The sequence below is a fragment of the Pseudomonas sp. HY7a-MNA-CIBAN-0227 genome (assembly GCF_040310325.1).
Classification (GTDB): domain Bacteria; phylum Pseudomonadota; class Gammaproteobacteria; order Pseudomonadales; family Pseudomonadaceae; genus Aquipseudomonas.
The window spans coordinates 13,316-37,035 of sequence record NZ_JBEOPT010000014.1; the positions used below are offsets into that span (position 1 = coordinate 13,316).

At 60.3% G+C, this 23,720-nt stretch carries 21 protein-coding genes; 8 read left to right on the top strand and 13 right to left on the bottom strand.

Going from position 1 to position 23,720, the window contains the following annotated elements:
- Nucleotides 1-2: 2 nt before the first annotated feature.
- On the bottom strand, nt 3-1,133 hold the full coding sequence (locus AAEZ06_RS20870; RefSeq protein ID WP_350615996.1) for a carbon-nitrogen hydrolase family protein: 1,131 nt from the start codon (nt 1,131-1,133) through the stop codon (nt 3-5).
- 281 nt (nt 1,134-1,414) lie between these two features.
- Nucleotides 1,415-4,081: an autotransporter family protein gene (locus AAEZ06_RS20875; protein WP_350615998.1), complete on the bottom strand. Its 2,667-nt coding sequence runs from the start codon at nt 4,079-4,081 to the stop codon at nt 1,415-1,417.
- Between the two features lie 316 nt (nt 4,082-4,397).
- Here AAEZ06_RS20875 and AAEZ06_RS20880 point away from each other — a divergent pair, with 316 nt between their 5' ends.
- Nucleotides 4,398-6,437, top strand: coding sequence for an oxidoreductase (locus AAEZ06_RS20880; RefSeq protein WP_350616000.1), 2,040 nt, complete (start codon nt 4,398-4,400; stop codon nt 6,435-6,437).
- Nucleotides 6,438-6,494: 57 nt separating this feature from the next.
- The gene (locus AAEZ06_RS20885) at nt 6,495-7,388 is read left to right on the top strand and encodes a 1-aminocyclopropane-1-carboxylate deaminase/D-cysteine desulfhydrase (protein WP_149414009.1); all 894 of its coding nucleotides are present in this window, start codon (nt 6,495-6,497) and stop codon (nt 7,386-7,388) included.
- 2 nt (nt 7,389-7,390) lie between these two features.
- Here AAEZ06_RS20885 and AAEZ06_RS20890 read toward each other — a convergent pair whose 3' ends face one another.
- The 3 genes from AAEZ06_RS20890 to AAEZ06_RS20900 form a co-directional block, all read right to left on the bottom strand.
- A complete protein-coding gene (locus AAEZ06_RS20890; protein WP_149414008.1) occupies nt 7,391-7,936 on the bottom strand; it encodes a cytochrome b in 546 nt (181 codons plus the stop codon).
- Between the two features lie 122 nt (nt 7,937-8,058).
- The gene (gene phnX, locus AAEZ06_RS20895) at nt 8,059-8,886 is read right to left on the bottom strand and encodes a phosphonoacetaldehyde hydrolase (RefSeq protein ID WP_149414007.1); all 828 of its coding nucleotides are present in this window, start codon (nt 8,884-8,886) and stop codon (nt 8,059-8,061) included.
- 41 nt (nt 8,887-8,927) lie between these two features.
- Entirely contained in the window at nt 8,928-10,031 is a 1,104-nt protein-coding gene (locus AAEZ06_RS20900; protein ID WP_350616003.1) for a 2-aminoethylphosphonate--pyruvate transaminase, read from the bottom strand.
- A gap of 112 nt (nt 10,032-10,143) precedes the next feature.
- On the opposite strand from AAEZ06_RS20900, the gene AAEZ06_RS20905 reads away from it, so the two are divergent.
- Together AAEZ06_RS20905 and AAEZ06_RS20910 are read left to right on the top strand one after the other, a co-directional pair.
- Nucleotides 10,144-11,004: a LysR substrate-binding domain-containing protein gene (locus tag AAEZ06_RS20905; protein WP_350616005.1), complete on the top strand. Its 861-nt coding sequence runs from the start codon at nt 10,144-10,146 to the stop codon at nt 11,002-11,004.
- 184 nt (nt 11,005-11,188) lie between these two features.
- Entirely contained in the window at nt 11,189-11,893 is a 705-nt protein-coding gene (locus AAEZ06_RS20910; RefSeq protein ID WP_149414004.1) for a YebC/PmpR family DNA-binding transcriptional regulator, read from the top strand.
- Between the two features lie 45 nt (nt 11,894-11,938).
- On the opposite strand, the gene AAEZ06_RS20915 is transcribed toward AAEZ06_RS20910, so the two are convergent.
- From AAEZ06_RS20915 to AAEZ06_RS20925, 3 genes are all read right to left on the bottom strand, one after another.
- Nucleotides 11,939-13,246 (bottom strand): leucine-rich repeat-containing protein kinase family protein, encoded by a 1,308-nt coding sequence (locus tag AAEZ06_RS20915; protein ID WP_350616008.1) that lies wholly within the window; start codon nt 13,244-13,246, stop codon nt 11,939-11,941.
- A gap of 125 nt (nt 13,247-13,371) precedes the next feature.
- Nucleotides 13,372-14,127: an anti-sigma factor family protein gene (locus AAEZ06_RS20920; RefSeq protein WP_149414002.1), complete on the bottom strand. Its 756-nt coding sequence runs from the start codon at nt 14,125-14,127 to the stop codon at nt 13,372-13,374.
- Nucleotides 14,124-14,630, bottom strand: a complete 507-nt coding sequence (locus tag AAEZ06_RS20925; protein WP_350616010.1) for a sigma-70 family RNA polymerase sigma factor — start codon at nt 14,628-14,630, stop codon at nt 14,124-14,126. Before AAEZ06_RS20925 ends, AAEZ06_RS20920 begins: the two co-directional genes overlap by 4 nt.
- 169 nt (nt 14,631-14,799) lie before the next feature.
- Here AAEZ06_RS20925 and AAEZ06_RS20930 point away from each other — a divergent pair, with 169 nt between their 5' ends.
- A complete protein-coding gene (locus AAEZ06_RS20930) occupies nt 14,800-15,882 on the top strand; it encodes a catalase family peroxidase (protein WP_149414000.1) in 1,083 nt (360 codons plus the stop codon).
- Nucleotides 15,879-16,418 carry a cytochrome b gene (locus AAEZ06_RS20935; RefSeq protein ID WP_149413999.1) on the top strand — a complete coding sequence of 180 codons (540 nt, stop codon included), beginning with the start codon at nt 15,879-15,881 and terminating at the stop codon, nt 16,416-16,418. The genes AAEZ06_RS20930 and AAEZ06_RS20935 overlap by 4 nt, the downstream gene beginning before the upstream one ends.
- A gap of 3 nt (nt 16,419-16,421) precedes the next feature.
- Here AAEZ06_RS20935 and AAEZ06_RS20940 read toward each other — a convergent pair whose 3' ends face one another.
- Nucleotides 16,422-17,621 (bottom strand): MFS transporter, encoded by a 1,200-nt coding sequence (locus tag AAEZ06_RS20940; RefSeq protein WP_350616013.1) that lies wholly within the window; start codon nt 17,619-17,621, stop codon nt 16,422-16,424.
- 99 nt (nt 17,622-17,720) lie between these two features.
- Between AAEZ06_RS20940 and AAEZ06_RS20945 the strand changes: the two genes are divergently transcribed.
- Nucleotides 17,721-18,167, top strand: coding sequence for a winged helix-turn-helix transcriptional regulator (locus tag AAEZ06_RS20945; RefSeq protein WP_149413997.1), 447 nt, complete (start codon nt 17,721-17,723; stop codon nt 18,165-18,167).
- A gap of 34 nt (nt 18,168-18,201) precedes the next feature.
- On the opposite strand, the gene AAEZ06_RS20950 is transcribed toward AAEZ06_RS20945, so the two are convergent.
- Together AAEZ06_RS20950 and AAEZ06_RS20955 are read right to left on the bottom strand one after the other, a co-directional pair.
- The gene (locus AAEZ06_RS20950; protein WP_149413996.1) at nt 18,202-19,353 is read right to left on the bottom strand and encodes a M14 family metallopeptidase; all 1,152 of its coding nucleotides are present in this window, start codon (nt 19,351-19,353) and stop codon (nt 18,202-18,204) included.
- Nucleotides 19,354-19,820: 467 nt separating this feature from the next.
- Complete coding sequence (locus tag AAEZ06_RS20955) at nt 19,821-20,183, bottom strand: DUF6124 family protein (protein WP_350616016.1); 363 nt, start codon at nt 20,181-20,183, stop codon at nt 19,821-19,823.
- A 129-nt stretch (nt 20,184-20,312) separates the two neighbouring features.
- On the opposite strand from AAEZ06_RS20955, the gene AAEZ06_RS20960 reads away from it, so the two are divergent.
- Nucleotides 20,313-20,960: a LexA family protein gene (locus AAEZ06_RS20960; RefSeq protein ID WP_149413994.1), complete on the top strand. Its 648-nt coding sequence runs from the start codon at nt 20,313-20,315 to the stop codon at nt 20,958-20,960.
- On the opposite strand, the gene AAEZ06_RS20965 is transcribed toward AAEZ06_RS20960, so the two are convergent.
- Together AAEZ06_RS20965 and AAEZ06_RS20970 are read right to left on the bottom strand one after the other, a co-directional pair.
- Nucleotides 20,957-22,912, bottom strand: coding sequence for an acetyl/propionyl/methylcrotonyl-CoA carboxylase subunit alpha (locus tag AAEZ06_RS20965; protein WP_350616018.1), 1,956 nt, complete (start codon nt 22,910-22,912; stop codon nt 20,957-20,959). The genes AAEZ06_RS20960 and AAEZ06_RS20965 overlap by 4 nt on opposite strands.
- On the bottom strand, nt 22,909-23,715 hold the full coding sequence (locus tag AAEZ06_RS20970; RefSeq protein WP_149413992.1) for a gamma-carboxygeranoyl-CoA hydratase: 807 nt from the start codon (nt 23,713-23,715) through the stop codon (nt 22,909-22,911). Before AAEZ06_RS20970 ends, AAEZ06_RS20965 begins: the two co-directional genes overlap by 4 nt.
- Nucleotides 23,716-23,720 lie beyond the last annotated feature (5 nt).

Consider the following 23,720-nt stretch of genomic DNA (forward strand, 5'->3'; position numbering starts at 1 on the left):
ATTTACAGCCAGACGTTCAGCATGCGCGCACCACGCGCGTTGCTGTCGGCGAACACTTCGCCATTGCGGGTGAGAAAGCTCTGCCCGGCACTGCTCTGGTCCCAGAACTGCCCGCGCAGGAAAACACTCATGCCGGCCGTGGCTTGGCTGATGGGTTGTTGGCTGATCAGCGTCAGGCGGTGCCAGGCTTCGCCTTCACTGAGTTCTTCGGGTTTGAGGCTGACTTCCGGCGGCGTCGATACGCTCTTGAAGCCACGCCACGGTTTGTCCCACGTATCGCGGCCAATGACGAACGCCGGCACCACCACCAATTGCGCGCCTTGTTCATTGAGCTTGCGGTAGTTGTCCGGGTACCAACTGTCGCTGCCAATCAGGATGCCCAGGCGGCCGGCAGGCGTATCGATCACGCTGATGGCGTTTTCATCGCTGGGTTGGATAAAACCGCGCTCATCGAAGATCGGGTAGAGCTGGCGCTGGGGTTGGCCCAACGGAAAGCCATCACGGCCAAATACCAGGCTGGCGTTGTACAGCGCGCCATGGCCGACCTGCAATTGGCCCTGGCTGACACTGGGGTTGGGCAAGGCAATGGAGCCGGCCACCAGGGTGATGCCGAACTCTTTGGCCAGGCCGCCAAACAGAATCTGATAGTCGCGCGCCATGGTCGGCGCTTTCATGCGCAGGTAGGCGTCGTCCATACGGTTGGCGCCCTCGGCGCTGATCAGGGCGCGAAGGAACAGCAGCGGGTTGCTGGCCGACAGCCAGTTCATTGCCTCTTCAAGACTGGTGGCCTGGTACAGCTGGTCTTTTTCGCCACTGAGCATCAGCCAGGTGCCGACATGTTCGGGCAATACGACGATGGTTTTCTCGTTAATCAGGCCTTGGTCCTGGGCTTTGCGCAGGTAGGCAGACAGTTTCAGGTGCAGGCGTTCCAGGCTCTGGTAGTCGGCGGGAAACAGTTCTGGCTGGATGCCCAGCAGGTTGCCGCGATCGGCGGGGATACCTTCGTCGACTGCCAGGTTAATCCGCAGGTCCGACAGGTAATGCCCCACGGGGCGCTCCTGGGTCCAGACCAGATAGGCGGAAACGGCGGCGACGAAGGCCATGGTGAGGGTTAAGGCAAGCAGTTTACGCATGGGGAAAATGACAACGGACGGTGTGCATGATCTTGCATGTTCCCTTAAAACTGTATCGCAGGTACGAAAAACAATGGTTGGGCGCAAAATTTCAGATCGATATGAAATCATATTTTTGCGGCGAGGTGAATGTCGGCCTCATTCAATACGGAGGATGCGTTGTGTCAAATGTGATCTGCGCTTGCACCCAAACCCATCGAAGTGAAGTTTGGGGCAAGCGCACACTCACATGAGATCTTCGTTATTTTGAGCCTTGTGCTCGCTTGACTGACTGGGATTGTTTACCAGCTGATCCGAACCCCCGCGTTACCACTGACACCCTCCAGTTCGTTGGTATCCAGATTAGTGTTGTAGTCCGCCGCCAGGTACATGCTCACTGTCGAGGACAAACGGGCGACCACGCCCACGCCCAGATCGGCGGAGGAGGACTTGTGATCGCTCTTGATCCGGTCGACGTCATCGTAGGTCACCGTATCGCTGCCACCGAAGGTGCGCCAGGCGTTGGCTCGCAGATAAGGTTCGATCGGCGTGTTCTGCACCAGGTAACGGCCTTTCAGGCGCGCGCCGACGCGCCCGGTCCAGTAATCCTGGGAGTCGAATGAGACCTTGGAAATACCGTCATTCTGGCTGTCCATATTAATCTGCTGGTTGATCACCTGGACCTGCGGTTCCACTACCCAGTGCTCCGACACGGTAATCGGATACCCGGCTTCTGCCGACAGCGCCAGTGCGTGGCCCTTGCTGTCCGTCTTCACGCCACGGTCGGACTTGTTGTCGCCATCCAGGCGGGTACCCATGGCCACCAGGTCCACGTACCAGCCTTTGGGATCGGTTAGGGTCCAGTAGGCACCGAAGTTGTCCCCGTCAAGTTTGACCCGACCGGAGCGGCGGTCCTGGAAGCCCAAGGCAAAGCCTTTGACGTCGCCCTGTAAACGGCTTTGACCCACGAACAAACCGAAGCGCTGGGTCTGCCCGCCACTGGTTTCAGAGGCGTAGAGATCGTGACCCACCTGATAGCCTTTGACAGAACCGTCGAAACTCGGCGAAACGGTGCCTGACCAGCTCTTGTTGAAGTCACTGCCATACGCACGACCCCAACCGGCCGGGACGGCTCCGGTTTCGCTCAGCAGGCTTTGTTCGCCCTGGCGGTCATGGAACGTACCCAGCGCTTGCAAGGTCATCAACTGTGCGGCCGGCACCACCACCGAATACACGGGCACTTCCAGGCGGTACAGGGGAATTGGATCGGCGCCCGCGATCGCTGTCGGCAGTAGTGGGGTGGTGACGGCAGGCTCAGGCGAGGCTCCGGCCGGCACTTGCGTAGGTGGTGGAGCAGGGGGCTCAACTGGCGCGACAGGTTGTGAGGTCGGCGGCTCCACCGGCGGCTCATCGGGCGCGACCACGGGCGGTGTCGGTGGAATCGGTGGTATCGGCACCACGACTGGCGGCACCGGTGGGGGCGTCGGTACCACGGGCGGTTGCACCGCCACTGCCGAGGAGCGCAGGTACCAGTTGTTTTCCGAACCCGCCGTGACCCCGCCCTTGAACAGATAGTATTCATAGGCCCCGGCAGACACCGAGCCTTTCAGGGCAAAGGCATCGGTAGTGCTGACCGCGCCGTTGAGCGCCTGCACCACCTCGATCCCATTGTTTTGCGTGAGGCCACCGAGGCCACCGAGGTTGGTTACCGCCAACTGGGTGTTGCCGCTGATGGTGCCGTCCGAGACCACCAGTTTGTCAGTGGCGGAGCTGTCGTCTCCCAGCACCGTTTGCAGCCATAACTGTCCATTGTTGCCAACATAGTTGCCGTACACCGTTAGCGAGTCGGTGGCGCTGTTGCTGGCGGTGGTCATGTCGATGGTGCCGGCGTTGTTGAGGATGGCCAACTGGCCGGCGGTATAGGGGCGGATGCTGCCTTGGGTCACGGCCAGCACACTGCTGCTGTCGATGGAAAAGGTTCCAGTATTGCTGGCGCTGTCACCGAGGAAAAAATCCCCCGCCAGGTCGAAGCGCGAATTGTTGTTGAGGTTGACGGTCTCCCAGCCGATGTAACGCGATGCTGTGCTGGAGGTGGTGTTATCGAAGGTCAGTTGATCATTGCCCAGGCCACCGTCGATGGACGGCGTGGCACTTAACAGGCTTTCAGTCAGGCCGCTGAGCAGCGCGGTATCGTTACCGTCACCCATCAGCACGGCTGATTTGATCTGGCCGCCATTGATCCAGTTGAGTGTGTCGTTGCCGACGCTGGCGCGGATTTCGCCGTTAATGATCCCGCCGTTGATTGTGATGCTGTCATTGCCACCGCTGACGCTGATATTGCCGCCGATAGTGCCACCGGAAACGATAATCCGGTCGGTGCCAAAACCGGTCACCAGGTTGCCGAGAATCGAGCCACCGGACATGTCGTAGATATTGTTATCCAGCTTCATGTCGACCCGGCCAATGGTGCCGCTGGTCTGCTGCGCCACGTCGCCGTCTTCAAAGGCGCCGACGATGGTACCCCCGGTCATCAGGAAGGTGTCGCGGCCGTCTCCTTGGGCCAGGGACTGGATTTGTCCGCCGCTCATTACAAAGTCATCGATACCATTGCCTTGGGAAACAGCCCCGGTGACCGCACCGGCACTGATTTGGAAGCGATCGGCACCGTCACCCTGGGTGATTGTCCCCACAATGCGGCCAGAGTTTATATCGACGAAGTCACCCCCCGGACCGAAGGTGATGTTGCCGTTGATGGTGCCGGTGCCGCCGGCGGGGAGTGTCAGGGTGTTGTTGCCCACCAAGTCGGTAAGGCCGGTAGCGCTGGTGCCGCTGTCGCACAGATAAGAATCAACCCCGGGGCCTGGGGTAAGTACACAGGCGGCCTGGGCTTGCTGCAAGGCGAGACTCATCAGGGAAAGTACGCTAACGCCGAGTAGAGCAGGCTTGGTAAATAACCGTTCCGTGTGCATAAGGCCGTCCTGCTCTAGTTATAAAACTGTACTGGGTTTAGTACATGTCGTTCAGGTTGGCAATTAATGGCGCGCGCTCGCTTGGTTCAAGGGTGAGTGAACAGAATTTAGATCCTGGTGAATACTCATGGAGGGTTTGGCACCCGGGTAGGGCCGATAGGCACACTTGCCAAGAGGCGCTGCGCATTTGGATCAATAAGTTGTCAGTTTCAGTCATTGAGCGACAGCGGGTGGACTCTTAGTCTGTGGGGCATAAACCGATGGGGTGCCGTTTGAGCGTCCCACGTCCCGTGATGATCCGTTGTGGAGCTGTACCATGACCGCTGCTGCCTACCCGCACCTGCTGGCCCCGTTGGACCTGGGTTTTACCACCTTGCGCAACCGCACACTGATGGGCTCGATGCACACTGGTCTTGAAGAAAAACCCGGTGGTTTCGAGCGCATGGCGGCCTATTTTGCCGAGCGCGCCCGTGGCGGCGTTGGCCTGATGGTCACTGGCGGCATTGGCCCTAACGATGAAGGCGGGGTGTATTCCGGTGCGGCCAAGCTGACCACTGAGGAAGAGGCGCAAAAACACAAGATCGTCACGCATGCCGTGCACGAGGCGGGTGGCAAGATCTGCATGCAGATTCTCCATGCCGGCCGTTATGCCTACAGCCCCAGGCAGGTGGCGCCAAGCGCGATCCAGGCGCCGATCAACCCGTTCAAGCCTAAAGAGCTGGACGAAGAGGGCATCGAAAAGCAGATCAGCGATTTCGTCACCTGCTCGGTACTGGCCCAGGTCGCCGAGTATGACGGTGTGGAAATCATGGGTTCTGAAGGCTACTTCATTAACCAGTTTCTCGCTGCCCACACCAACCATCGCACCGACCGTTGGGGCGGTGCCTACGAAAACCGCATGCGCTTGCCGGTGGAGATCGTCCGTCGGGTGCGCGAAGCCGTGGGGCCCAATTTCATTATCATTTTCCGCCTGTCGATGCTCGATCTGGTGGAAGGCGGCAGCACCTGGGAAGAAATCGTGCAATTGGCCAAGGCCATCGAGCAGGCTGGCGCGACGCTTATCAACACCGGCATTGGCTGGCATGAAGCGCGCATCCCGACCATCGCCACCAAAGTCCCCCGTGGCGCCTTCAGTAAAGTGACTGCCAAGCTGCGCGGTTCGGTGAAGATCCCGCTGATTACTACCAACCGTATCAACACCCCGCAAATCGCCGAGCAGATCCTGGCCGAAGGCGATGCTGACATGGTCTCCATGGCCCGGCCGTTCCTGGCGGATGCGGACTTCGTCAATAAGGCCGCTGAAGGCCGCGCTGACGAGATCAATACGTGCATTGGCTGCAACCAGGCCTGCCTGGACCACACCTTCAGCGGAAAACTGACCACCTGCCTGGTCAACCCGCGGGCGTGCCATGAGACCGAACTCAACTATCTGCCCGTCAAGCAGATCAAGAAAATCGCCGTGGTCGGCGCCGGGCCTGCGGGTTTGGCTGCAGCCACCGTGGCGGCCGAACGCGGCCATCAAGTGACGCTGTTCGATTCCGCCAGCGAGATCGGCGGCCAGTTCAATATCGCCAAACGCGTCCCGGGCAAGGAAGAGTTTGTTGAAACCCTGCGCTACTTCAAGCGCAAGTTGCAGACGACCCATGTCGAGTTGTGCCTCAACACCCGCGTGGATGTGGAGCATCTGGTGGCTGGCGGTTATGACGAAATCATCCTGGCCACCGGTATTGCGCCGCGTACCCCGGAGATTGCGGGTGTCGAGAACGCCAAGGTGCTCAGCTACCTGGACGTGATCCTGGAACGCAAGCCGGTGGGCAAGCGTGTGGCGGTAATCGGGGCCGGTGGCATCGGTTTTGACGTGTCGGAATTCCTCGTGCACCAAGGCGTGTCCACCAGCCTGGATCGTGAGGCGTTCTGGAAAGAGTGGGGCATTGATACTCACCTTGAGGCGCGGGGCGGCGTGGCCGGAATCAAGGCTGAGCCTCATGCACCGGCGCGCCAGGTGTTCCTGCTGCAGCGCAAGGCTTCCAAGGTCGGTGACGGCCTGGGCAAGACCACTGGCTGGATTCACCGCGCCGGCCTGAAGAACAAGCAGGTGCAGATGCTCAACAGCGTCGAGTACTTGAAGATCGATGATGAAGGTTTGCACATCCGCATCGGTGCCGACGGCGAGCCCCAGGTGTTGGCGGTGGACAACATTGTCATCTGTGCAGGCCAAGACCCGCTGCGCGAACTGCAGGACGGTCTGGTCGCTGCCGGGCAGAATGTGCATCTGATCGGTGGTGCCGATGTTGCCGCCGAGCTGGATGCCAAGCGCGCCATCAACCAGGGCTCGCGCCTCGCCGCCGAGTTGTAAGTGCGTTGAAGGGGTGGTGTTAGAATACCGCCCCTTTTTTCATGCAGACTCGCTGCCATGGGTCCCTTCGACTGGCTCCCTCACGCCCCGCTTGAACCGTTGCATCTGGACTGGCTGGCACGCGCTGGCATCGAGGTTGCGGTGCTGCGCCTGGATCGTATCGACCCGCTGATCAGCGGTAACAAGTGGTTCAAGCTGACCGAGCATTTGGCTCAAGCTCAGCAAGCCGGCGCTAGCGGTATCATCAGCCTGGGCGGTGCTTACTCCAACCACCTGCACGCGTTGGCGGCAGCCGGCAAACGCTTCGGCTTTGCCACCGTCGGGCTATTGCGTGGTCATCCTCAAGAAACCCCCACCGTACTCGACCTCAAGGCCTTCGGCATGCAGCTGCATTGGCTGGGCTATGGCGGATATCGGGCGCGCCATGAGCCTGATTTCTGGCTGTCGTGGAGGGAGCAGTATCCGCATTTGCACCCGGTGCCTGAGGGTGGCGGAGGATTGTCGGGGGCCATGGGCTGCAGGCAGTTGGTGTTCCAGGCACAGGCACAGTTGTGCGGTTTGGGTTGGGCGGACTATCACGGTTGGTGGCTAGCCGCCGGGACCGGTACCACGTTGGCCGGGCTGGTGCTGGCCGAGGCGGGTGCGCATCCGGTGTATGGCGCGCTGGCGGTGCCACAGGATCACGGTGTGGAGCGCCAGGTGCGCGAGATTGTGCAAGGAGGGTTCGAACTGCTTGATGCCAGCCGAGGCGGATTTGCCCAGGTTGATCCCGTGCTGCTGGCGTTTATCGACGCCACGGAACAGGCCAGCGGTTTGCCCCTTGAGCCTCTTTACACCGCCAAGGCGCTGCTGGCGTTGAAGGAGCAAGTCGAGGCGGGCCGGTTTGCCGTAGGCACACGCCTGATCTTCATCCACACCGGCGGTTTACAGGGCCGCCGGGGTTTTGCGTAAGGTCAGCGTTTAGGCATCATCCGCATCATGGTGTTGTCACGCATAAAGTAATGGTGATAAAGCCCCGCTATGGCATGCAGGCCGATCAGCCAATAGCCGATGGTGCCACCCAGCACGTGCCAGCCTTCGATCTGCTTGGCCAGGTCCTTGTTCTCGCCAATCAGCGGCGGTAACTCAATCCCGTAAAACAGCACCGAGTGTCCCTCGGCGCTAACGATCAACCAGCCAAAAATCGGCATGCCGATCATGAATACATAGAGTGCCACGTGCATCAGGGTGGCAAGCAAGGCCTGCCATTGCGGCGGCGCCGGCACGATCTTCGGTGCTACTCCCAGGGTGCGCGCGAACAGTCGCAGCCAGACCAGTACGAATACCGTCAGGCCGAACATGAAGTGCAGCTCCTTGATTAACGTACGGCCACCACTGCCCTTGGGGAATATCCCGCGAAATTCAATGGCGGCGTAGACCACTACCAGCAGCACCAGCATCAGCCAGTGCAGGGCAATCGACATCGTACTGTAACGCGAATCAGTGTTTTTCCAGGGCATTGCTTTGTTCCTCACTCATCAGGGCAAACCTCCGTTCTTTAACGACGAAGTCCTTTCAATGTAAGCCTTTTTTCCAGGTTTGCCCGTGGCAACTGCGTGAGGTCGCAATATGTTGATCTTTATCAGTTGCTCTGCGGCATCTCACCTCGTGCCAGACGACTATTGATATCGGCAATGACCGCAGGCAGGTCGCTGATAGTGTCGATCATATAGTGAGGACGTGAGCTTTCGAACTGGCCCTGGATACGGCTGCGTTCGCTGGCCAGTGTTTCGCCGTCCAATGCGCGAAATTGTTCGTAGGTAAGGCCCAGCGCGTTGCCCGAGCAGGTCAGCGCCACGGTCCACATCCCGGCACGACGGCCTTCCAGAATGCCCGGCACGGTATCGTCGATCTTCACGCAGGCAGCGACATCATCTATCCCCAGCGCGATCACGTTAGCCAACGCCTGGGCCGGCCACGGGCGGCCGTTGGGCACTTCGTCGGTGGCGACCACATGGTCGGCGACATAGCCGTTACGGGCGGCCAGTTCCACCACCTTATCCATGACCTGCTTGGGGTAGCCGGAGCAGGAGCCGATCTTGATACCTTGCTGACGCAACTGCGCGATGGTCTCCAGGGCGCCGGGAATCAAGGCGGAGTGTTCGGCGATCTTTTCGATCTGCAACGGCATGAAGCGTTGGTAGATGGCGGTCACGTCGTCATCGGTCGGCGTACGGCCAAATGCTTTGAAGTACCGTTCGGCCACTTGCGGCTGGTCGCACAGGGTGCGGATGTGGTCCCACTTGCCCATGCCCATCGGGCCGCGCGCTTCTTCGATGGAGACCTGGACGTCGAATTCGGCGAAGGCTTCGACAAAGATCTGGGTTGGGGCGAAGGAGCCGAAGTCGACCACGGTGCCGGCCCAGTCGAGGATGGCGGCTTGGAGTTTGCTTGGGTTTTGGTAGTTCATGGTTCAAATCCTGTGGTTCAAAATAAGGGGGGTAATCAGATTTACAGCACTTCCATCTCTTGCAGTACCTGGGCAATCGCTGCCACGGCAGCCTGCATCTCGGTCTGGTTGACATGGCCGATGCAGCCGACGCGAAAGGTTTCCACTTGGGTCAATTTGCCGGGGTAGAGGATGAATCCCTTGGCCTTGACCCGTTCGTAGAAGTCCTTGAACTGGTAGCGCGGGTCGTTTGGCGCGTGGAAGGTGACGATGATCGGCGCCTGGATCGCGGTGGGTAGAAAGCTGCGCACACCGAGCTTGGCCATCCCCTCCAGCAGTGTCTGGCAGTTGTTGGCATAGCGCTGATGGCGAGCCGGCAAGCCGCCTTCTTCGTTGTATTGCAGCAACGCTTCGTGCAGTGCGGCGACGACGTGGGTTGGCGGGGTGAAGCGCCATTGGCCGGTCTTGGCCATATAACTGTGTTGATCAAACAGATCCATGGCCAGGGAGTGGCTGTTGCCCTGGGAGGCGGTCAGTGCCTGTTTTTCGGCGAAGACAAAACCCATCCCCGGCACACCTTCCAGGCATTTGCCGGAGGCGGCGATCAGCGCATCAAAAGGCACTTGGCGGGCATCGATGGGCAGCGCGCCAAAGGAACTCATGGCGTCGATGATCAGGCGCCTGCCGTGGCGGGCGATGACCTGGGCGATTTCCGGTAGCGGGTTGAGGATGCCGGTGCTGGTTTCACAATGGATCAATGCGACGTGGGTGATACCGCTGTCAGCCTGCAGCAGGCGGTCGACGTCGGCGGCGGTGGTGGGTTCATCTTCGGCGGTTTCAAAGGTGCTGAACGAGCGGCCCAACACTTTGCAAATCTTCGCCAGGCGCTTGCCATAGGCGCCATTGATTAGCACCAGCACCTTGCCGTCCCGTGGGACCAGGGTGCCGATGGCCGCTTCTACCGCGAAAGTGCCGCTGCCCTGCAACGGCACGCAGTGATGGCTGTCGCTGCCGTTGACGATACTCAGCAGCTGCTTGCAGAGGCTGGCGGTCAGTTGATTGAAACTGTTATCCCATGAACCCCAGTCCACCATCATTGCCTGGCGGGTACGGGCGGAGGTGGTCAAGGGCCCGGGGGTGAGCAGGATCGGCGCGGCAGTACTCATTCTGATGTCCTCGCAAAGCGTTGGGGTGAAGCTACGGGACATAAGTTGCAGTTTGCCTTGTCATCAATCAAATTGTTTGTTGTTATGCCAGCCATCAGTGAGGCCGATAACTATGAATTTATTTCAACTGCGTGCATTTGATGCCGTCGCCCGTGACGGTAGTTTTACCCGTGCCGCTGCGCGGTTGTTTATCAGCCAGCCGGCGGTCACCGGGCATATCAAGGCGCTGGAGGAGCACTACCAGATCACCCTGTTGCGGCGCACTGCCCGGCGGGTGGAATTGACCGAGGAGGGCACCAAGCTCGCCGCGATCACTCGGGCCATCTTTGGCCTGGTGGACGAGGCGCAAGCGATGCTGGAGGCCAACCGGCAACTGCTCACCGGGCGCCTGGAAGTGGCGGCGGACGGGCCGCACATGGTCATGCCGATGCTGGCGAAGTTGCGCGCCCGTTATCCGGGGATCACCGTCAACCTGCGCCTGGGCAACGCTCAGGAAACCCTCGCCGCACTGCTGTCCGAACACGCTGACGTGGCGGTGTTGACCGAGGTCGAGCCGCGCAAGGGCCTGCACCTGCAACCCTTGAGTGAGTCACGGATCTGCGCGCTGGTGCCGGCAGGGCATCCCTGGTTGGCGGACCCGGCAGGGATTCGCCTTGAGCAACTGGACCAGGTGATCATGGTGTTGCGCGAGCCCAGTTCCATCACCCGCCGCACCTTCGACGATGCCTGCTCCCAGGCAGGGGTCCAGCCCAAGGTGCTGCTGGAACTGGACAGCCGCGAAGCGGTGACGGAAGCCGTGGCCGCTGAGTTGGGGGTGGGGGTGGTGTCATCGGTGGAGGTCAGCCGCGACCCACGGGTTCGAGCGATTCCCATCAGCGGCGACGGGCTGGTGAACCAGCACATGATCGGTTGCATGGAGCGGCGCCGGGAGTTGCGCTTGATTCAGGCGTTTTTTGAGTTGGCGCCGGGCTGATCCTCCAGCAGGCTTTCCCTGACAATCTCCAGGAATGTCGCCACCACTCCAAACCATTGCGCACCCGACCTCCTGCGTCAGCGGCCGGTTTTTTGGTGGATCAGAGTGTTTTTGCGCTATAAACTCTGGCCCCAAAGCGCCGGCCAGTAGACGTCTCGGCGCGATGGACAAAAGAGAGCGAGTCATGGGCGCACAGTGGAAGGTTAAACACAAAGAAGCGGCATCCAATGCCAAGGGCAAGATTTTCGGCAAACTGGTGAAAGAGATCACTATTGCCGCCCGCAACGGTGCCGATATCTCGACCAACGCGCACCTGCGTCTGGTGGTGGAACAGGCCAAAAAGGCCTCGATGCCCAAGGAAACACTGGACCGGGCTATCAAGAAAGGCGCCGGCCTGCTGGGTGAGACCGTGCACTACCATCGCGTGACCTACGAAGGTTTTGCCCCGCATCAGGTGCCATTGATCGTTGAGTGCGTGACCGACAACATCAACCGTACCGTGGCGGAAATTCGCGTGGCGTTTCGCAAGGGTCAACTGGGCGCTTCCGGCTCCGTGGCCTGGGACTTCAACCATGTCGGCATGATCGAAGCCACGCCAGACACCCCGGACGCCGATCCGGAAATGGCCGCCATTGAAGCCGGCGCCCAGGATTTTGAAGAAGGCGAAGAGGGCGCAACCCTGTTCATCACCGAGCCTACTGACCTCGACTCCGTACAGAAAGCCTTGCCTGAACAGGGTTTCACCGTGCTGTCCGCCAAGCTGGGATATCAGCCGAAAAACCCGGTCAGCGGTTTGAGCGAGGAGCAAATGGCTGAAGTCGAAGCCTTCCTCGAAGGCCTGGACAACCATGACGACGTGCAGGACATGTTTGTCGGGTTGGCGGGCTAACCCTTTAACTGATCATTCCCACCCAGTGTGGGAATGATCATACGGTCACGCTAACAGCGTCTCGATCTCGGCGAATCCCGGCCTTGCCAGCACATCCGGCTGACAGCAACGCTCCTGCAATACCTCCAGTGCCCGGCGATTCTCATCGCTCAACCCGGTCTCAATCCGCTCCAGCAACTCCCCCAGCAACACCCCGAATGCCCGCACTTCAATGCGCTGCAAGGCCTGTGTTTCGAGGCTGTCAGCCGTGGCATGGAACGAGGCGGCACCAAAGTCCCCCAGCAAACAATCACCGGCTTCGTTCCACAAAATATTGTGGCCGTAGAGATCGCCGTGGGTGATGCCCTGGCGATGCAGATGTGCCGCCACCGAGGCGATGCCGCTCACCATGCGCAGGGCCACCTCGGCGCGCAAGCGCGTGCCGGGTTCATAGACGTCACGGGTACACGAGGCCAGGCTCGGCAAGCCCGCGAGGTTGCGGTAGCTCGGCTCGATCAGTGGCATCACCAACGCCGCCTGGCCTTCGGGATGGCCAATGACGCGGCCTTCAACCTTGATCAAATTGGCATGTTGGCCGGCAGCAATGCTGGCCTGCATCTCGTGCAAGGGAGAACCGTCGCTGGTGATGCTGCCTTTGTAGAGCTTGACCGCGACGGCCCTGGCCGGGCCCGTCGTTGGGGTCCAGGTCGCCTGGCGAATGATCCCGGAAGCGCCTTCGCCGAGCACCTGGGCCAGGTCGAGCTGCGACCAGGGAATATTGGGTGTCGTGTCGTTGCTGGCCACCTCAACGGCCATTTCCACCGGGTTGCCGGCATAGGCCAGCCAGGTCAGGCTGGGCAGCGCCAGCAGCCAGTCCGGCAGGTAGGTCAAGCGGTTGGAGGCGATGCGCAGCAACTCAAGGTTTTTGCAGTGGGCCAGGCTCTCGGGTAACTGTTCAAGGTGGTTGCCGGCCAGCATCAGTTTTTGCAGCAGCGGTCTTTCGCCCAACTCGGCCGGCAACCGGCTGATGCGGTTGTCGGTGAGGATCAGCCAACGCAGCAATGGCGGCAGGGCGGCGGCCGGGACGTTTTCTATCTGGTTGGCCTTGAAACCGACCATGCTCAACCGGGTGCATTGGCCCAGGCATTCGGGCAGTTCGGTGAAGGCATTGTCGGAGCAGAACAGCACGCGCAAGTGGTGCAGGCGGTGCAGGTCGTCCGGCAGGCCGTGCAGGGCGTTGCCGCTCAGGTTGAGAATTTCCAAGGAGTCCGCCAGGTCGAAGATTTCCCGGGGGAATTCTGTCAGCCCGCAAGATAGGTCCAGACGCTTGATGCCAGCCAATTGGCCGGCCTTGAGTTGGGCAAGGGTATCCATGAACAGCGTGGTCACTCGGCAATAGGAAGGGCGTAACGGGTGGTGATGATAGCGGTTTGACGAGCACAGAGGCGCGATCTGTACCGCAAGGACCGATATTGACATGTGGTGTTGGGCGTGGGGTTCTAGAACCTTATGGTCTGCTTGAGCATCTGGGTGGTCGGTTCATCCGTCGGGCTGACCATCGCATAGTTGTAGCCGGCGCCCGACCAGTACTCGGCCTGCAACCCGTCGGCACTGCGACTGCCCCGTGGCAGCAGGTTGTTTCCCGGCCCTGGTGGCCGGATGTAGAAGCTGATGCGCCGGCCTTTGGGGTCTTCGTACAGCACCATGGCCGCCGCGCCCTGCTCGGTGGTGAGCAAGCGCCCGCTGACCGCCTTGAAACCCGCCTGGGTCAGGTCCGGCAGGCGGTGGGCCTGGGTGAAGTAGCGGTCGAGCCAGGTTTGTATGTCGCCGTTGTCTTGCACTTTGTAGTCGGCGGGCATGATCTGGTTCTGGGCAAACAGGCGATAGGCCTGCATGGCATCGGTCATCGGTGGCACCGCGCTGGTCATGGTTGCTTGCCGTGCCTGCCAGCCGCCCAGGCCGCCGACGCTGACGGCTATCAATAGCACGGCGGCGGTGGCGAGGTGACGGCGAGACTGGCGCTTGATCCGTTGGCGAATCATGGCCGGGTCCAGGTCAGGATTGGCGGGTTGTTGTTGCAGCGCGCCACTCAGGGCTGCGCGCAGGTGTTGTGCATCCTGTTGCCAGGCGTGGACCTGGGCCGCGACCTCGGGGTGGGCCGCCAGCCAGATATCGAGTAGGCGACGATCAGCCTCCAAAAGCTGGTGATCGACGTAGGCATGCAAATCGCGTTCGCTGGGAGGCAGGCTGATCATTTGAGTATCCGCAGGGAAGGGCTGGTGATTTCGCCGTCGCTGACCTGACGTAAGGCCTGGCGCGCACGGGACAGGCGAGACATCACGGTGCCGACGGGCACATCGAGGATGTCGGCGACTTCCTTATAGCTCAAGCCCTCTACCGAGACCCACAGCAGCAGGGCGCGTTGTTCGGTGTTCAGTTGGTCGAAGGCTTGCAGGGTCGATTGCGCAATCACGGTGCGCTCGACCGAGGGCTGGGCGTCATCGCGGCCGGTAAAAAACTCAAGCATCCGCGCATAGCGCCGGAAACGCCGGTGAGCATCGAGAAACTGCCGGTAAAGGATCGAGAACAGCCATGCGCGCAAATCGCCTTCGGGGCGCTTGTCGGCCCAACGGATGATCGCGCGCTCAAGGCTCGCCTGCACCAGGTCGTCGGCGCTGCTGGAGTTGCGCGTCAGGGACACGGCAAAACGCCGAAGCCTTGGAATGAGTTCACGTAACTGTTCGTCGAGTTCGTGCATGGGGTTCTGGCTAGTCACTACGCTGGGACTAGGAAGACGCCCAGTGTTGAAGGTTATTCCAGGCCTTGAAAAATAAACAGCCAGCCCGGGAATAGAGTTTGCCGGGGTTCGTCCTATTGCACCGACCTTCTGTTTTCACACCTGTAGCCACTGGCCCTGGAGTTCTTTCATGGTAGATCACTCATCACCGCGACACCCTCCGTTAAGCACTGCGAGCCTGATAGTGCGGTTGGCCAGCATCGGCGTAGTGGTAGCGGTTGTGGCGGGGGCTTTTGCCTACGTCAACGGCAGCCTCGACCCACAACGATTGCGCCCCAAAACCCTGGTCAACGCCTTGGAAACCAACAACGGTGTGCATCCGGGTTACCGCCGAAACCACTCCAAAGGTGTATGCGTGGCGGGTTATTTCGAGAGTGATCCTTCGGTGCGCCAGTATTCCAGTGCCCAAGTGTTCAGCGAGGCGCGTACGCCGGTGATTGGCCGCTTTGCCTTGCCCAGCGGCAACCCCTATGCGCCGGACAGCAGCGTACCGATCCGCAGTTTTGCCCTGCAATTCAGCTTGGCCAACGGCCAGCAATGGCGCACTGGGATGAACAGCATGCCGGTGTTCCCGGTGGGTACGCCCGAGGCGTTCTACCAGATGCTCAAGGCGGGCGCGCCGGACCCTGCCACCGGCAAGCCGAACCCGGCCAATATGCCGGCATTCTTTGCTTCTCATCCGCAGACGGCGCCGTTTCTGGCGTGGGTAAAAACCGCTAAACCGTCCGCCAGCTATGCCACAGAGACTTATAACGGCATCAATGCGTTTTACCTGGTGAATGCCAGTGGCCAACGTCAGGCCGTTCGCTGGGGCGTGGTGCCTGTGAGTGAGGATGCGCCAGGTGCTGCAGCGCCAGAAGGCGCGGACTTCCTGGAAAAAGACCTGGCACAGCGCCTGGTAGCCGGCCCCCTGCATTGGCAGTTGAATATCACCCTGGCCAATCCCGGCGACCCCACTGATGACGCCAGCAAGGCCTGGTCGGGTGAGCACAAGGTGTTGAACGCCGGGACTCTGGTACTGCAAAGCAGTCAGCCGCAAATCGACGGTGATTGCCGCGATATCAACTTTGATCCGTTGATCCTGCCCAGTGGTATCGAAGCCTCCAATGACCCGCTGCTGGCCGCTCGTTCGGCGGCGTATGCCAGTTCCTACCTGCGCCGTACCAGTGAAGTCAGTCAGTTGCACAGTGCCCCTCAGGAGTCGAAGCCATGAATGTCCAACCCCGGTTTTTCGCACCCTTGGCGCGGCTGCTGCATTGGCTGATGGCCTTGATGGTCATCGCCATGCTGTTTATCGGCGCGGGCATGGCGGCCTCGGTCTCGCAACGGCACGAGTGGCTGCTGCATCTGCACAAGCCTTTGGGGATCGCCATCCTGGCGCTGGTGATCGTGCGCCTGGTGGTGCGCTTTTCCACTCGCCAGCCGTCGTTGCCCACCGACTTGCCGTTATGGCAGGTGCTGGCGGCCAAGGCGTCCCATGTCGTGCTTTATGCGTTGATGCTGATCTTGCCGTTGCTGGGCTGGGGGATGATTTCGGCGGCGGGTGATCCGGTGATGCTCAGCAGTTCCGTGCAGTTGCCTGCACTGGTCTCGGCCAATGCCCAGCTATTTGCGGTGTTGCGTAAGGCTCATGGGTTTCTCGCCTACTTGCTGTTCCTGACGGTGCTGATGCATCTGGCGGCGGCGCTGTTTCATGGGCTGATCCGCCGTGATGGCGTACTGCAAAGCATGACCGGGACCAAGGACTGATGGTTAACCCTGTGACGGTTGTGCTTGTGCAGCCGTTGCAGGGCTCAGCGTAACCCGCCAGTAGATCAGCGCCAGCAGGTTGATGCCGGCGCCGAGGGCGCAGACTCCAATCCATCCCGCCCAGGCATACACCATGGTTGCACCCACTGATCCCAGCGCGCTGCCCACCGAATAGAACAGCATGTAGCCGGCCGCCAACCGGCTCTGGGCTTCGGGGCGCACGCTGTAGATCAGGCTTTGGCTGGTGACGTGCACTGCTTGCAGGCCCAGGTCGAAGGTAATCACGCCGAGCAACAGCGCCCACAGGGAGGATTGGGTAAAGGCAATCGCCAGCCAGGACACCAGCATCAACACCAGGGCAACGCCGCTGGTCCATTGGGCCAGGCCCCGGTCGGCCAGATGCCCGGCGCGGGCTGCACCAAGGGCACCAGCTGCACCGGCCAGTCCGAACAGGCCGATTTGCGTGTGGGACAACGACAGCGGCGGGGCTCTCAAGGGCAACACCAGTGGCGTCCACAGCACGGTGCCGGCGGCGAAAATCAGCAGCGCCAATACCGCCCGGTCCCGCAGTACCTTTTCTTTCCGGAACAGGGTGAAGACCGAGCGGATCAACTGACCATAGGATTCGCTGGCCCTTGGCTGTTCGGCTGTGGGCAAGATCCGCCAAAGCATCAGTGCCATCAGCAAGGTCAATCCCGCCGACAACACGTACACCGAGCGCCAACCGGCCAGGTCAGCCATGGTTCCCGACACCGTGCGCGCCAGCAGCAGGCCGACCACGATGCCACTGGTGACCAGTCCCACTACATGCCCGCGTTGCTCGGGCCGTGCCAGGTTTGCGGCATAGGCCACCAGCACCTGGGTCACTACCGCCAGCAACCCGGTGAGGACCATGCCGGCCAGCAGCCAAAAGCGGTTGGAGGACAGTGCCACCAGCAGGACCGCGAAAGTCGACAACAGCAACTGGCCGACGATCAAGCGCCGCCGGTTCAACAAGTCGCCTAGAGGTACCAGCAGCAACAGGCCGACGCCATAACCGATCTGTGTCAGGGTGATGACGATACCGACCGTGGCGTGGTCCATGGCGAAGCTGTCGGCCATGGCATCCAGCAAGGGTTGGGCGTAATAGACGTTCGCCACCGACAGGCCGCAGGCGATGGCGAACAGCAAGACTACGGCGCCGCTCAAGGGGGATTGAGACATCGTGACTTCCCTACTCTGGTTTCGAATTAAAACCAGTTGTACGGTAGGTATTCTAGTTTTATATTGCAACTACATTTTTCCGAAGGCAGGTATCTTCCCGTGGTCAAGCTCACCCGCTTTGAAAGCGCCGAATGCCCGGTGGCTCGTTCCCTCGATGCCATTGGCGATGGTTGGGCGCTGTTGATCATTCGTGATGCCTTCGACGGCATCCGGCGCTTTGGCGAGTTCCAGCGCAGCCTGGGGGTGGCCAAGAACATTCTTTCGACGCGTTTGCGTAGCCTGGTGGCCCATGGGATTTTCGAGATCGTTCCGGCGTCGGATGGCAGCGCGTATCAGGAATACCAGTTGACGGAAAAGGGCAGGGGGTTGTTCACCGTGATCATTGGATTACGGCAATGGGGCGAGGGGTTTTTCTACGCTGAGGGTGAACACCATTCTGTGATGGTGGACTGCGCGCAGGGGCTTGCGTTACGGGCGCTGGAGTTGCGCTCGGCAGATGGCCGCCTGGTGGGGCCAGAGGATTGTCGACGCGTGGCCGTCGAGTAAAGGGCCCAAATCCAGAGGGCCCTTCAGCACGGGGTTAGCGCAACACTGCAACGATATCCGCCACCGTACTCAACACATCCTTGCCCAACTGCATCGAGCGTTTGCCCGACCAGCCGGTGTGCGGATCAGGTGAGTCATCGTTGTCCTTGAAGGGCATTTCCAGGGTCAGTGACAGGCAATCGAACTTCTCGCCAACGCTGTTGCAGGCCAGGGTCATGTTGGCTTCGCCCGGCAAGTCACGGGTGTAGCCGTGGACGGTCTGGAAGTCGCGGGTCAGCGCGCTCAGGTGGCTGCGAAAGTGTTTTTCCAGCTGTTCGATACGCGGGGTGTAACCAGGGTTGCCTTCACAACCAGCGGTGAAGACGTAGGGGATTTCTTCGTCACCGTGGATGTCCAGGAACAGGTCGACGCCATATTTTTCCATCTGCTGCTGGACGAACAGCACTTCCGGACTGATTTCCTGGCTGGCACTTTGCCAGGCGCGGTTGAGGTCCTGGCCCATGGCGTTGGTGCGCAGGTGACCGTGGAAGGCTCCGTCCGGGTTCATGTTGGGTACCAGGTACAGATCGGCGGCGGCCAGGAGCTTTTTCAGTTCATCGTCGCCGTCCTGTTGCAGGCGTTCGATGATGCCTTCCATAAACCATTCGGCCATGTGCTCGCCCGGATGCTGCTGGGCAATGATCCAGACCTTGCGCTTGCCTTTGCCGCCTTTGCCCCGACGCAGTAATGGAATGTCGCGGCCTTCAACACTTTTGCCGGTGGCCAGCAATTGAGTGCCGGCGCGATTCAGTGCCTGGTCGATCAACCCGTCATGACGCTCGCGGCTGTAGGGTTCGAAATAGGCGAACCAGGCTTGTTTTTCCTGGGTTTCAAGGCTGATGTGCAGGGTCTCGCCATCAAAGCGGGTAGGCACCCGGAACCAATTGATGTGGTCGTAGGATGCCACGGCGCGGTAGCCAGTCCAGGCATGTTTGTAGGAGGACTGGCCGGCGTTGCTCAGGCGGAAGGTGTGGGTGTGGCCCACATGCATGCCTTCGGCCTTGAAGTGGAACCACTGGAAGTGCTGGCTGCGAGTATCTGGTTTGATCGCCAGCAGCAACTGATGGGCATCGCTGGCGTCGAGCACCTGGATATTGCCACTGTCAAAGTTGGTGCTGATTTTGATGGAGGTCAAGGCCACGGTCATAGTCTGGTTGCCTGAATATGATTGTTGTGGCTGGCATTTTACACAGGAGCGAGGTAAAGCTCGGACGCAAATTTTTGCGTGGGGAGAGGGGGGCGTCATCCATGACGCCGCAGTAGCTTAGAATCTATGAGATTGATTCTCAAGTGCTATTTTGGAAAGATCGATGCCAGAGCGCTTGATCGGCTTTCTTTCGGCGATGGTCTTTTGCTACCATGCGAGCCATCAAGCAACACACAGTCTTCATTAGCCTGAAGCCACGCCAGGAAAAACTGGCAAAAAAAAGACCCGGCCAAAGAGCCGGGTCAAAAACCGTGATTAGCCTGATGAGGAGATATTCCAAGAGTCCGACCTAAGGTCCCTTGGTTTATCGACTGATCTCGCGACCAGCTGCATGCAATAATAATCATTATCATTTGCAAGTCAAATGTTTTTATCAACCTGATAGAAATATTTGTCGTTGATGGCTTCTACGCGCTTGTCTGGTGGTCGGTTTTCCGAGCCGAGACTTGCAGTGTCCGTTCCAGCATGGCCCTGGCCATATCAATCAAATAAACCACCGAAAATGCCAGGTCGCGGCTATTGCCGAGGGTGCCATTCGCCGATTCATAAGCCGTGGCGGCCGCGCTGCGCAGCAGGTCAGAGGCGTGGAGAAGGGCTTCTTCATCACTGACCTCGGCCTTGACTTCGAACAAGGTGCCATCGGTTACCGATTCGGTTACATCCGTTTTCAAGTAATAATCCAGCGCACGCTGGGCTGCACCGCTGCTGTGCAGGAAAAGCAGTTCATCTTCGTCGGGTGTAGAGGGCTGGTGGTCCGGGGACAGGGTCATGATGGGGGTGCTCTGGGTAGGGAGTGGAATGCCTGGACCCAATAGTAGTACGTATTGTATTTATGTCATTTGATTGATTACTACAAAGTGTTTATTGTGGGCCTGAGTACACAACGTATTGTCGGCCCCATGGATAAATGGATAGCGTTGGTCAAAACCAGCATGAAAGACCGCAAGGTCACACAGGATCAGCTTGCAGAGCGCTTGGGCATGTCCCAGGGCGGCGTCGGCCATTGGCTGAACAAACGCCGTATACCGAGCCTCGCCGACATGAATCGGGTGATCGAGGAGCTCGGCCTGGGGGTTCTCGAAGTCGCCTTGGTGATCCGCGAAAAGGCCACCGAGCCGGTTGAAGACGAGCAGTTGCCGGCCGAGAAATACAACCCGTATTTTCGTTATCCGGTGAGCGACTGGAAGGGCGTGGGCGAGGTTCGCGAAGAGCGCCCTGCCTATGGCGCTGCGCGCTTCGAGCTGACGGACTACCGCGCCCGCGGCGCTGCGTTCTGGCTGCAGGTGACAGGTGACGCGATGACCGCGCCCAGCGGTTTGAGCATCGGTGAAGGGATGATGATCCTGGTCGACCCGGCGATTGAAGCCGAGCCCGGCAAGCTGGTGGTCGCCCAATGGCCGGATGCCATCCAGGCGACCTTCCGCAAACTGATGGAGGAGAGCGGCCAGCTTTACCTGGTGCCGCTTAACCCGACCTATCCGAAATCCCTGTTCACCGATGAATGCCGGATCATCGGCGTAGTGGTACAGGCGACGGTGAAGTTCTAAGCCTGCGCCTCCAGTTCTACCAGCGCGCTGCCTTCGCCGACCATTTCGCCTTCCTGGCAATACAGCGCCTTGACGATGCCGGCGTGGGGCGCCCGGATGCTGTGTTCCATTTTCATGGCCTCCAGCACCACCAACTGTGTGCCGGCCTCAACGGCCTGCCCGAGTTCCACCAGCACGCGCACGATGCTGCCATTCATCGGTGCGGTCAGGCCGCCTTGATGAGACTGGCTGGCCTCAACCGCGGCGATCGGATCAAACAGCCTCACGCTGTGCATCTCGCCGTCCCAGCGCAGAAAGAAACCCCCTTCGCCACGTACGGCGAGGTGCGAGCGCCGCACGCCTTGCTGGTCGATCAGCAACTGTTCGCCCCGCAGTTGCGGTGCGTGAACACTTTCTCGCAGCGTCACGAGGCGATCCTGGCCGTTGCAGCTCAAGTGCAGCGAGGTCTCGGCGGGTAAGCCTGCACGAAAGCCATTGCTGCGAGCCCAAGGCGAGCAAGAATCATCATCGCGTACCTTGGCAGGCTGACTCTGCATAAAACCATGGCCGGCGGCTTGCCAGAACTCATCGCTCAATTCGCCGACGGCGGGCAGCAGGTCATCCTGATAGCGAGGAATAAACCCGGTATCCAGTTGCGCCGCCGCAAACGCCGGATGGCCGATGATACGTCGCACAAACCCCAGGTTAGTCTTCAGCCCCCCGATGGCGAACTCATCCAGCATGCTCAACAGTCGCAGGCGCGCCTGTTCGCGGTCCTCGCCCCAGGCAATCAGCTTGCCGAGCATAGGGTCGTAAAACGGCGAGACGCTATCGCCTTGCTCGACACCACTGTCAACCCTGCGGCCCGGCCCAGGCGCTGATTCACGGTACAGCGCCAGGTGCCCGGTGGCCGGCAGAAAATCATTGGCAGGGTCTTCGGCGTACAAGCGTACTTCAATGGCATGGCCGAGCAGCGGCACCTGCTCCTGGGTCATCGGCAACGGTTCGCCCTGAGCCACACGAATTTGCCAGGCCACCAGGTCAAGGCCGGTGATGGCCTCGGTCACCGGGTGCTCCACCTGCAGCCGTGTGTTCATTTCCATGAAGAAAAATTCGCCCCGTGCATCCAGCAAAAACTCCACGGTGCCAGCACCGATGTAGCCGATGGCCTGGGCCGCACGTACTGCAGATTCGCCCATGGCCTTGCGCAGCAAAGGGCTGAGACCAGGTGCTGGCGCTTCTTCGACGACCTTCTGATGACGGCGCTGGATCGAGCAGTCCCGCTCATTGAGGTACAGGCAATGCCCCTGTTGATCGGCGAACACCTGGATCTCCACATGGCGCGGCTTGATCAGGTACTTCTCCACCAGCATCTGCGCGTTGCCAAAGGACGACAGGGCTTCGCGCTGTGCCGAGGCCAGGGCTTCGGCCAGTTGGCTGACGTCTTCGACCACCTTCATGCCCTTGCCACCACCACCGGCGGTGGCCTTGAGCAGCACCGGGTAACCAATGCGTTCGGCCGCTTCGCGAAAGGTTGCCAGGTCCTGTGCTTCGCCATGGTAGCCGGGCACCAACGGCACCCCGGCGGTTTCCATCAAGGCCTTGGCAGCGGATTTGCTGCCCATGGCATCGATGGCCGAGGCGGGCGGGCCGAGGAAGATCAAACCGGCCGCTTCAATCGCGCGAGCAAATCCGGCATTTTCCGACAGAAAGCCATAACCGGGATGAATCGCCTGGGCACCACTGGCCTTGGCCGCAGCGATCAGTTTGTCGATTTGCAGGTAGCTGTCAGCAGCCTTGCTGCCGCCCAGGTCGACGCGGATATCGGCCTCGCGGCTGTGGCGGGCGTCGCGGTCGGTAGCGCTGTGGACGGCGACCGTGGTCAGTCCCAACGATTTGGCCGTGCGCATGACCCGGCAAGCAATTTCGCCGCGATTGGCCACCAGCACGGTAGTGAGAACAGGTGAACTCATGAACGCGGCTCCTGGGATTGCCAGCTGGGCGGACGTTTTTGCAGAAAGGCTCGCAAGCCTTCCTGGCCTTCGGCGCTGACGCGGATGCGCGAGATGGAGTTTTCGCAATAGCGCCGTAGCGCTGGGGTAAGTGCGCCGTGAGCGACTTCGCGCAGCAAGTCTTTGCTGGCACGCATCGCCGCCGGGCTGTTGAGCAGCAGGTTGGCGATCCACTGTTCAACCTGATGATCCAGTTCGGCTGGCGGATAACTTTCCGCCAACAGGCCGATTTCCCGCGCGCGCTCACCACTGAACCGCTCGGCAGTCAGGGCATAACGGCGGGCTGCACGCTCACCGATGGCCTGAACCACAAACGGGCTGATGACCGCTGGCGCCAGGCCAATGCGCACTTCCGACAGACAGAACTGCGCGTCATTGGTGCCAATGGCCATGTCACAGCAACTGATCAAACCGAGGGCGCCACCGTAGGCTGCGCCTTGAACCACTGCCAGCGTCGGGATCTTCAGCTTGGCCAGGTTGTACATCAGCTCTGCCAGTTCCCGGGCGTCATCCAGGTTGGTGTGGTAATCCAGCTCGGCCGACTGTTGCATCCAGGCCAGGTCGGCGCCGGCGCTGAAGTGCTTGCCACGGCCGCGCAGTACCAGAAAGCGCAGGGTGGGATCACCCTGGACGTGGTCCAGGGCAATGATCAGTTCGCGGATCATTTCGGCGTTGAAGGCATTGTTTTTGTGTTCTCGACTCAGCCACAGGGTGGCGAAGCCACGGGCGTCGGTAACCAGTTCGAGAGTGTTGAAATCGCTCATGGGGT

Bases quoted from the DNA above. Each gene is read 5' to 3' on its own strand.
- AAEZ06_RS20905 (WP_350616005.1), top strand. From the start codon at position 10,144: ATGAATTTATTTCAACTGCGTGCATTTGATGCCGTCGCCCGTGACGGT.
- phnX (WP_149414007.1), bottom strand. From the start codon at position 8,886: ATGAACTACCAAAACCCAAGCAAACTCCAAGCCGCCATCCTCGACTGG.
- AAEZ06_RS20935 (WP_149413999.1), top strand. From the start codon at position 15,879: ATGAATGTCCAACCCCGGTTTTTCGCACCCTTGGCGCGGCTGCTGCAT.
- AAEZ06_RS20965 (WP_350616018.1), bottom strand. From the start codon at position 22,912: ATGAGTTCACCTGTTCTCACTACCGTGCTGGTGGCCAATCGCGGCGAA.
- AAEZ06_RS20875 (WP_350615998.1), bottom strand. From the start codon at position 4,081: ATGCACACGGAACGGTTATTTACCAAGCCTGCTCTACTCGGCGTTAGC.
- AAEZ06_RS20880 (WP_350616000.1), top strand. From the start codon at position 4,398: ATGACCGCTGCTGCCTACCCGCACCTGCTGGCCCCGTTGGACCTGGGT.
- AAEZ06_RS20870 (WP_350615996.1), bottom strand. From the start codon at position 1,133: ATGCGTAAACTGCTTGCCTTAACCCTCACCATGGCCTTCGTCGCCGCC.
- AAEZ06_RS20940 (WP_350616013.1), bottom strand. From the start codon at position 17,621: ATGTCTCAATCCCCCTTGAGCGGCGCCGTAGTCTTGCTGTTCGCCATC.
- AAEZ06_RS20915 (WP_350616008.1), bottom strand. From the start codon at position 13,246: ATGGATACCCTTGCCCAACTCAAGGCCGGCCAATTGGCTGGCATCAAG.
- AAEZ06_RS20925 (WP_350616010.1), bottom strand. From the start codon at position 14,630: ATGCACGAACTCGACGAACAGTTACGTGAACTCATTCCAAGGCTTCGG.
- AAEZ06_RS20950 (WP_149413996.1), bottom strand. From the start codon at position 19,353: ATGACCGTGGCCTTGACCTCCATCAAAATCAGCACCAACTTTGACAGT.
- AAEZ06_RS20930 (WP_149414000.1), top strand. From the start codon at position 14,800: ATGGTAGATCACTCATCACCGCGACACCCTCCGTTAAGCACTGCGAGC.
- AAEZ06_RS20885 (WP_149414009.1), top strand. From the start codon at position 6,495: ATGGGTCCCTTCGACTGGCTCCCTCACGCCCCGCTTGAACCGTTGCAT.
- AAEZ06_RS20955 (WP_350616016.1), bottom strand. From the start codon at position 20,183: ATGACCCTGTCCCCGGACCACCAGCCCTCTACACCCGACGAAGATGAA.
- AAEZ06_RS20890 (WP_149414008.1), bottom strand. From the start codon at position 7,936: ATGCCCTGGAAAAACACTGATTCGCGTTACAGTACGATGTCGATTGCC.
- AAEZ06_RS20970 (WP_149413992.1), bottom strand. From the start codon at position 23,715: ATGAGCGATTTCAACACTCTCGAACTGGTTACCGACGCCCGTGGCTTC.
- AAEZ06_RS20900 (WP_350616003.1), bottom strand. From the start codon at position 10,031: ATGAGTACTGCCGCGCCGATCCTGCTCACCCCCGGGCCCTTGACCACC.
- AAEZ06_RS20920 (WP_149414002.1), bottom strand. From the start codon at position 14,127: ATGATCAGCCTGCCTCCCAGCGAACGCGATTTGCATGCCTACGTCGAT.
- AAEZ06_RS20910 (WP_149414004.1), top strand. From the start codon at position 11,189: ATGGGCGCACAGTGGAAGGTTAAACACAAAGAAGCGGCATCCAATGCC.
- AAEZ06_RS20960 (WP_149413994.1), top strand. From the start codon at position 20,313: ATGGATAAATGGATAGCGTTGGTCAAAACCAGCATGAAAGACCGCAAG.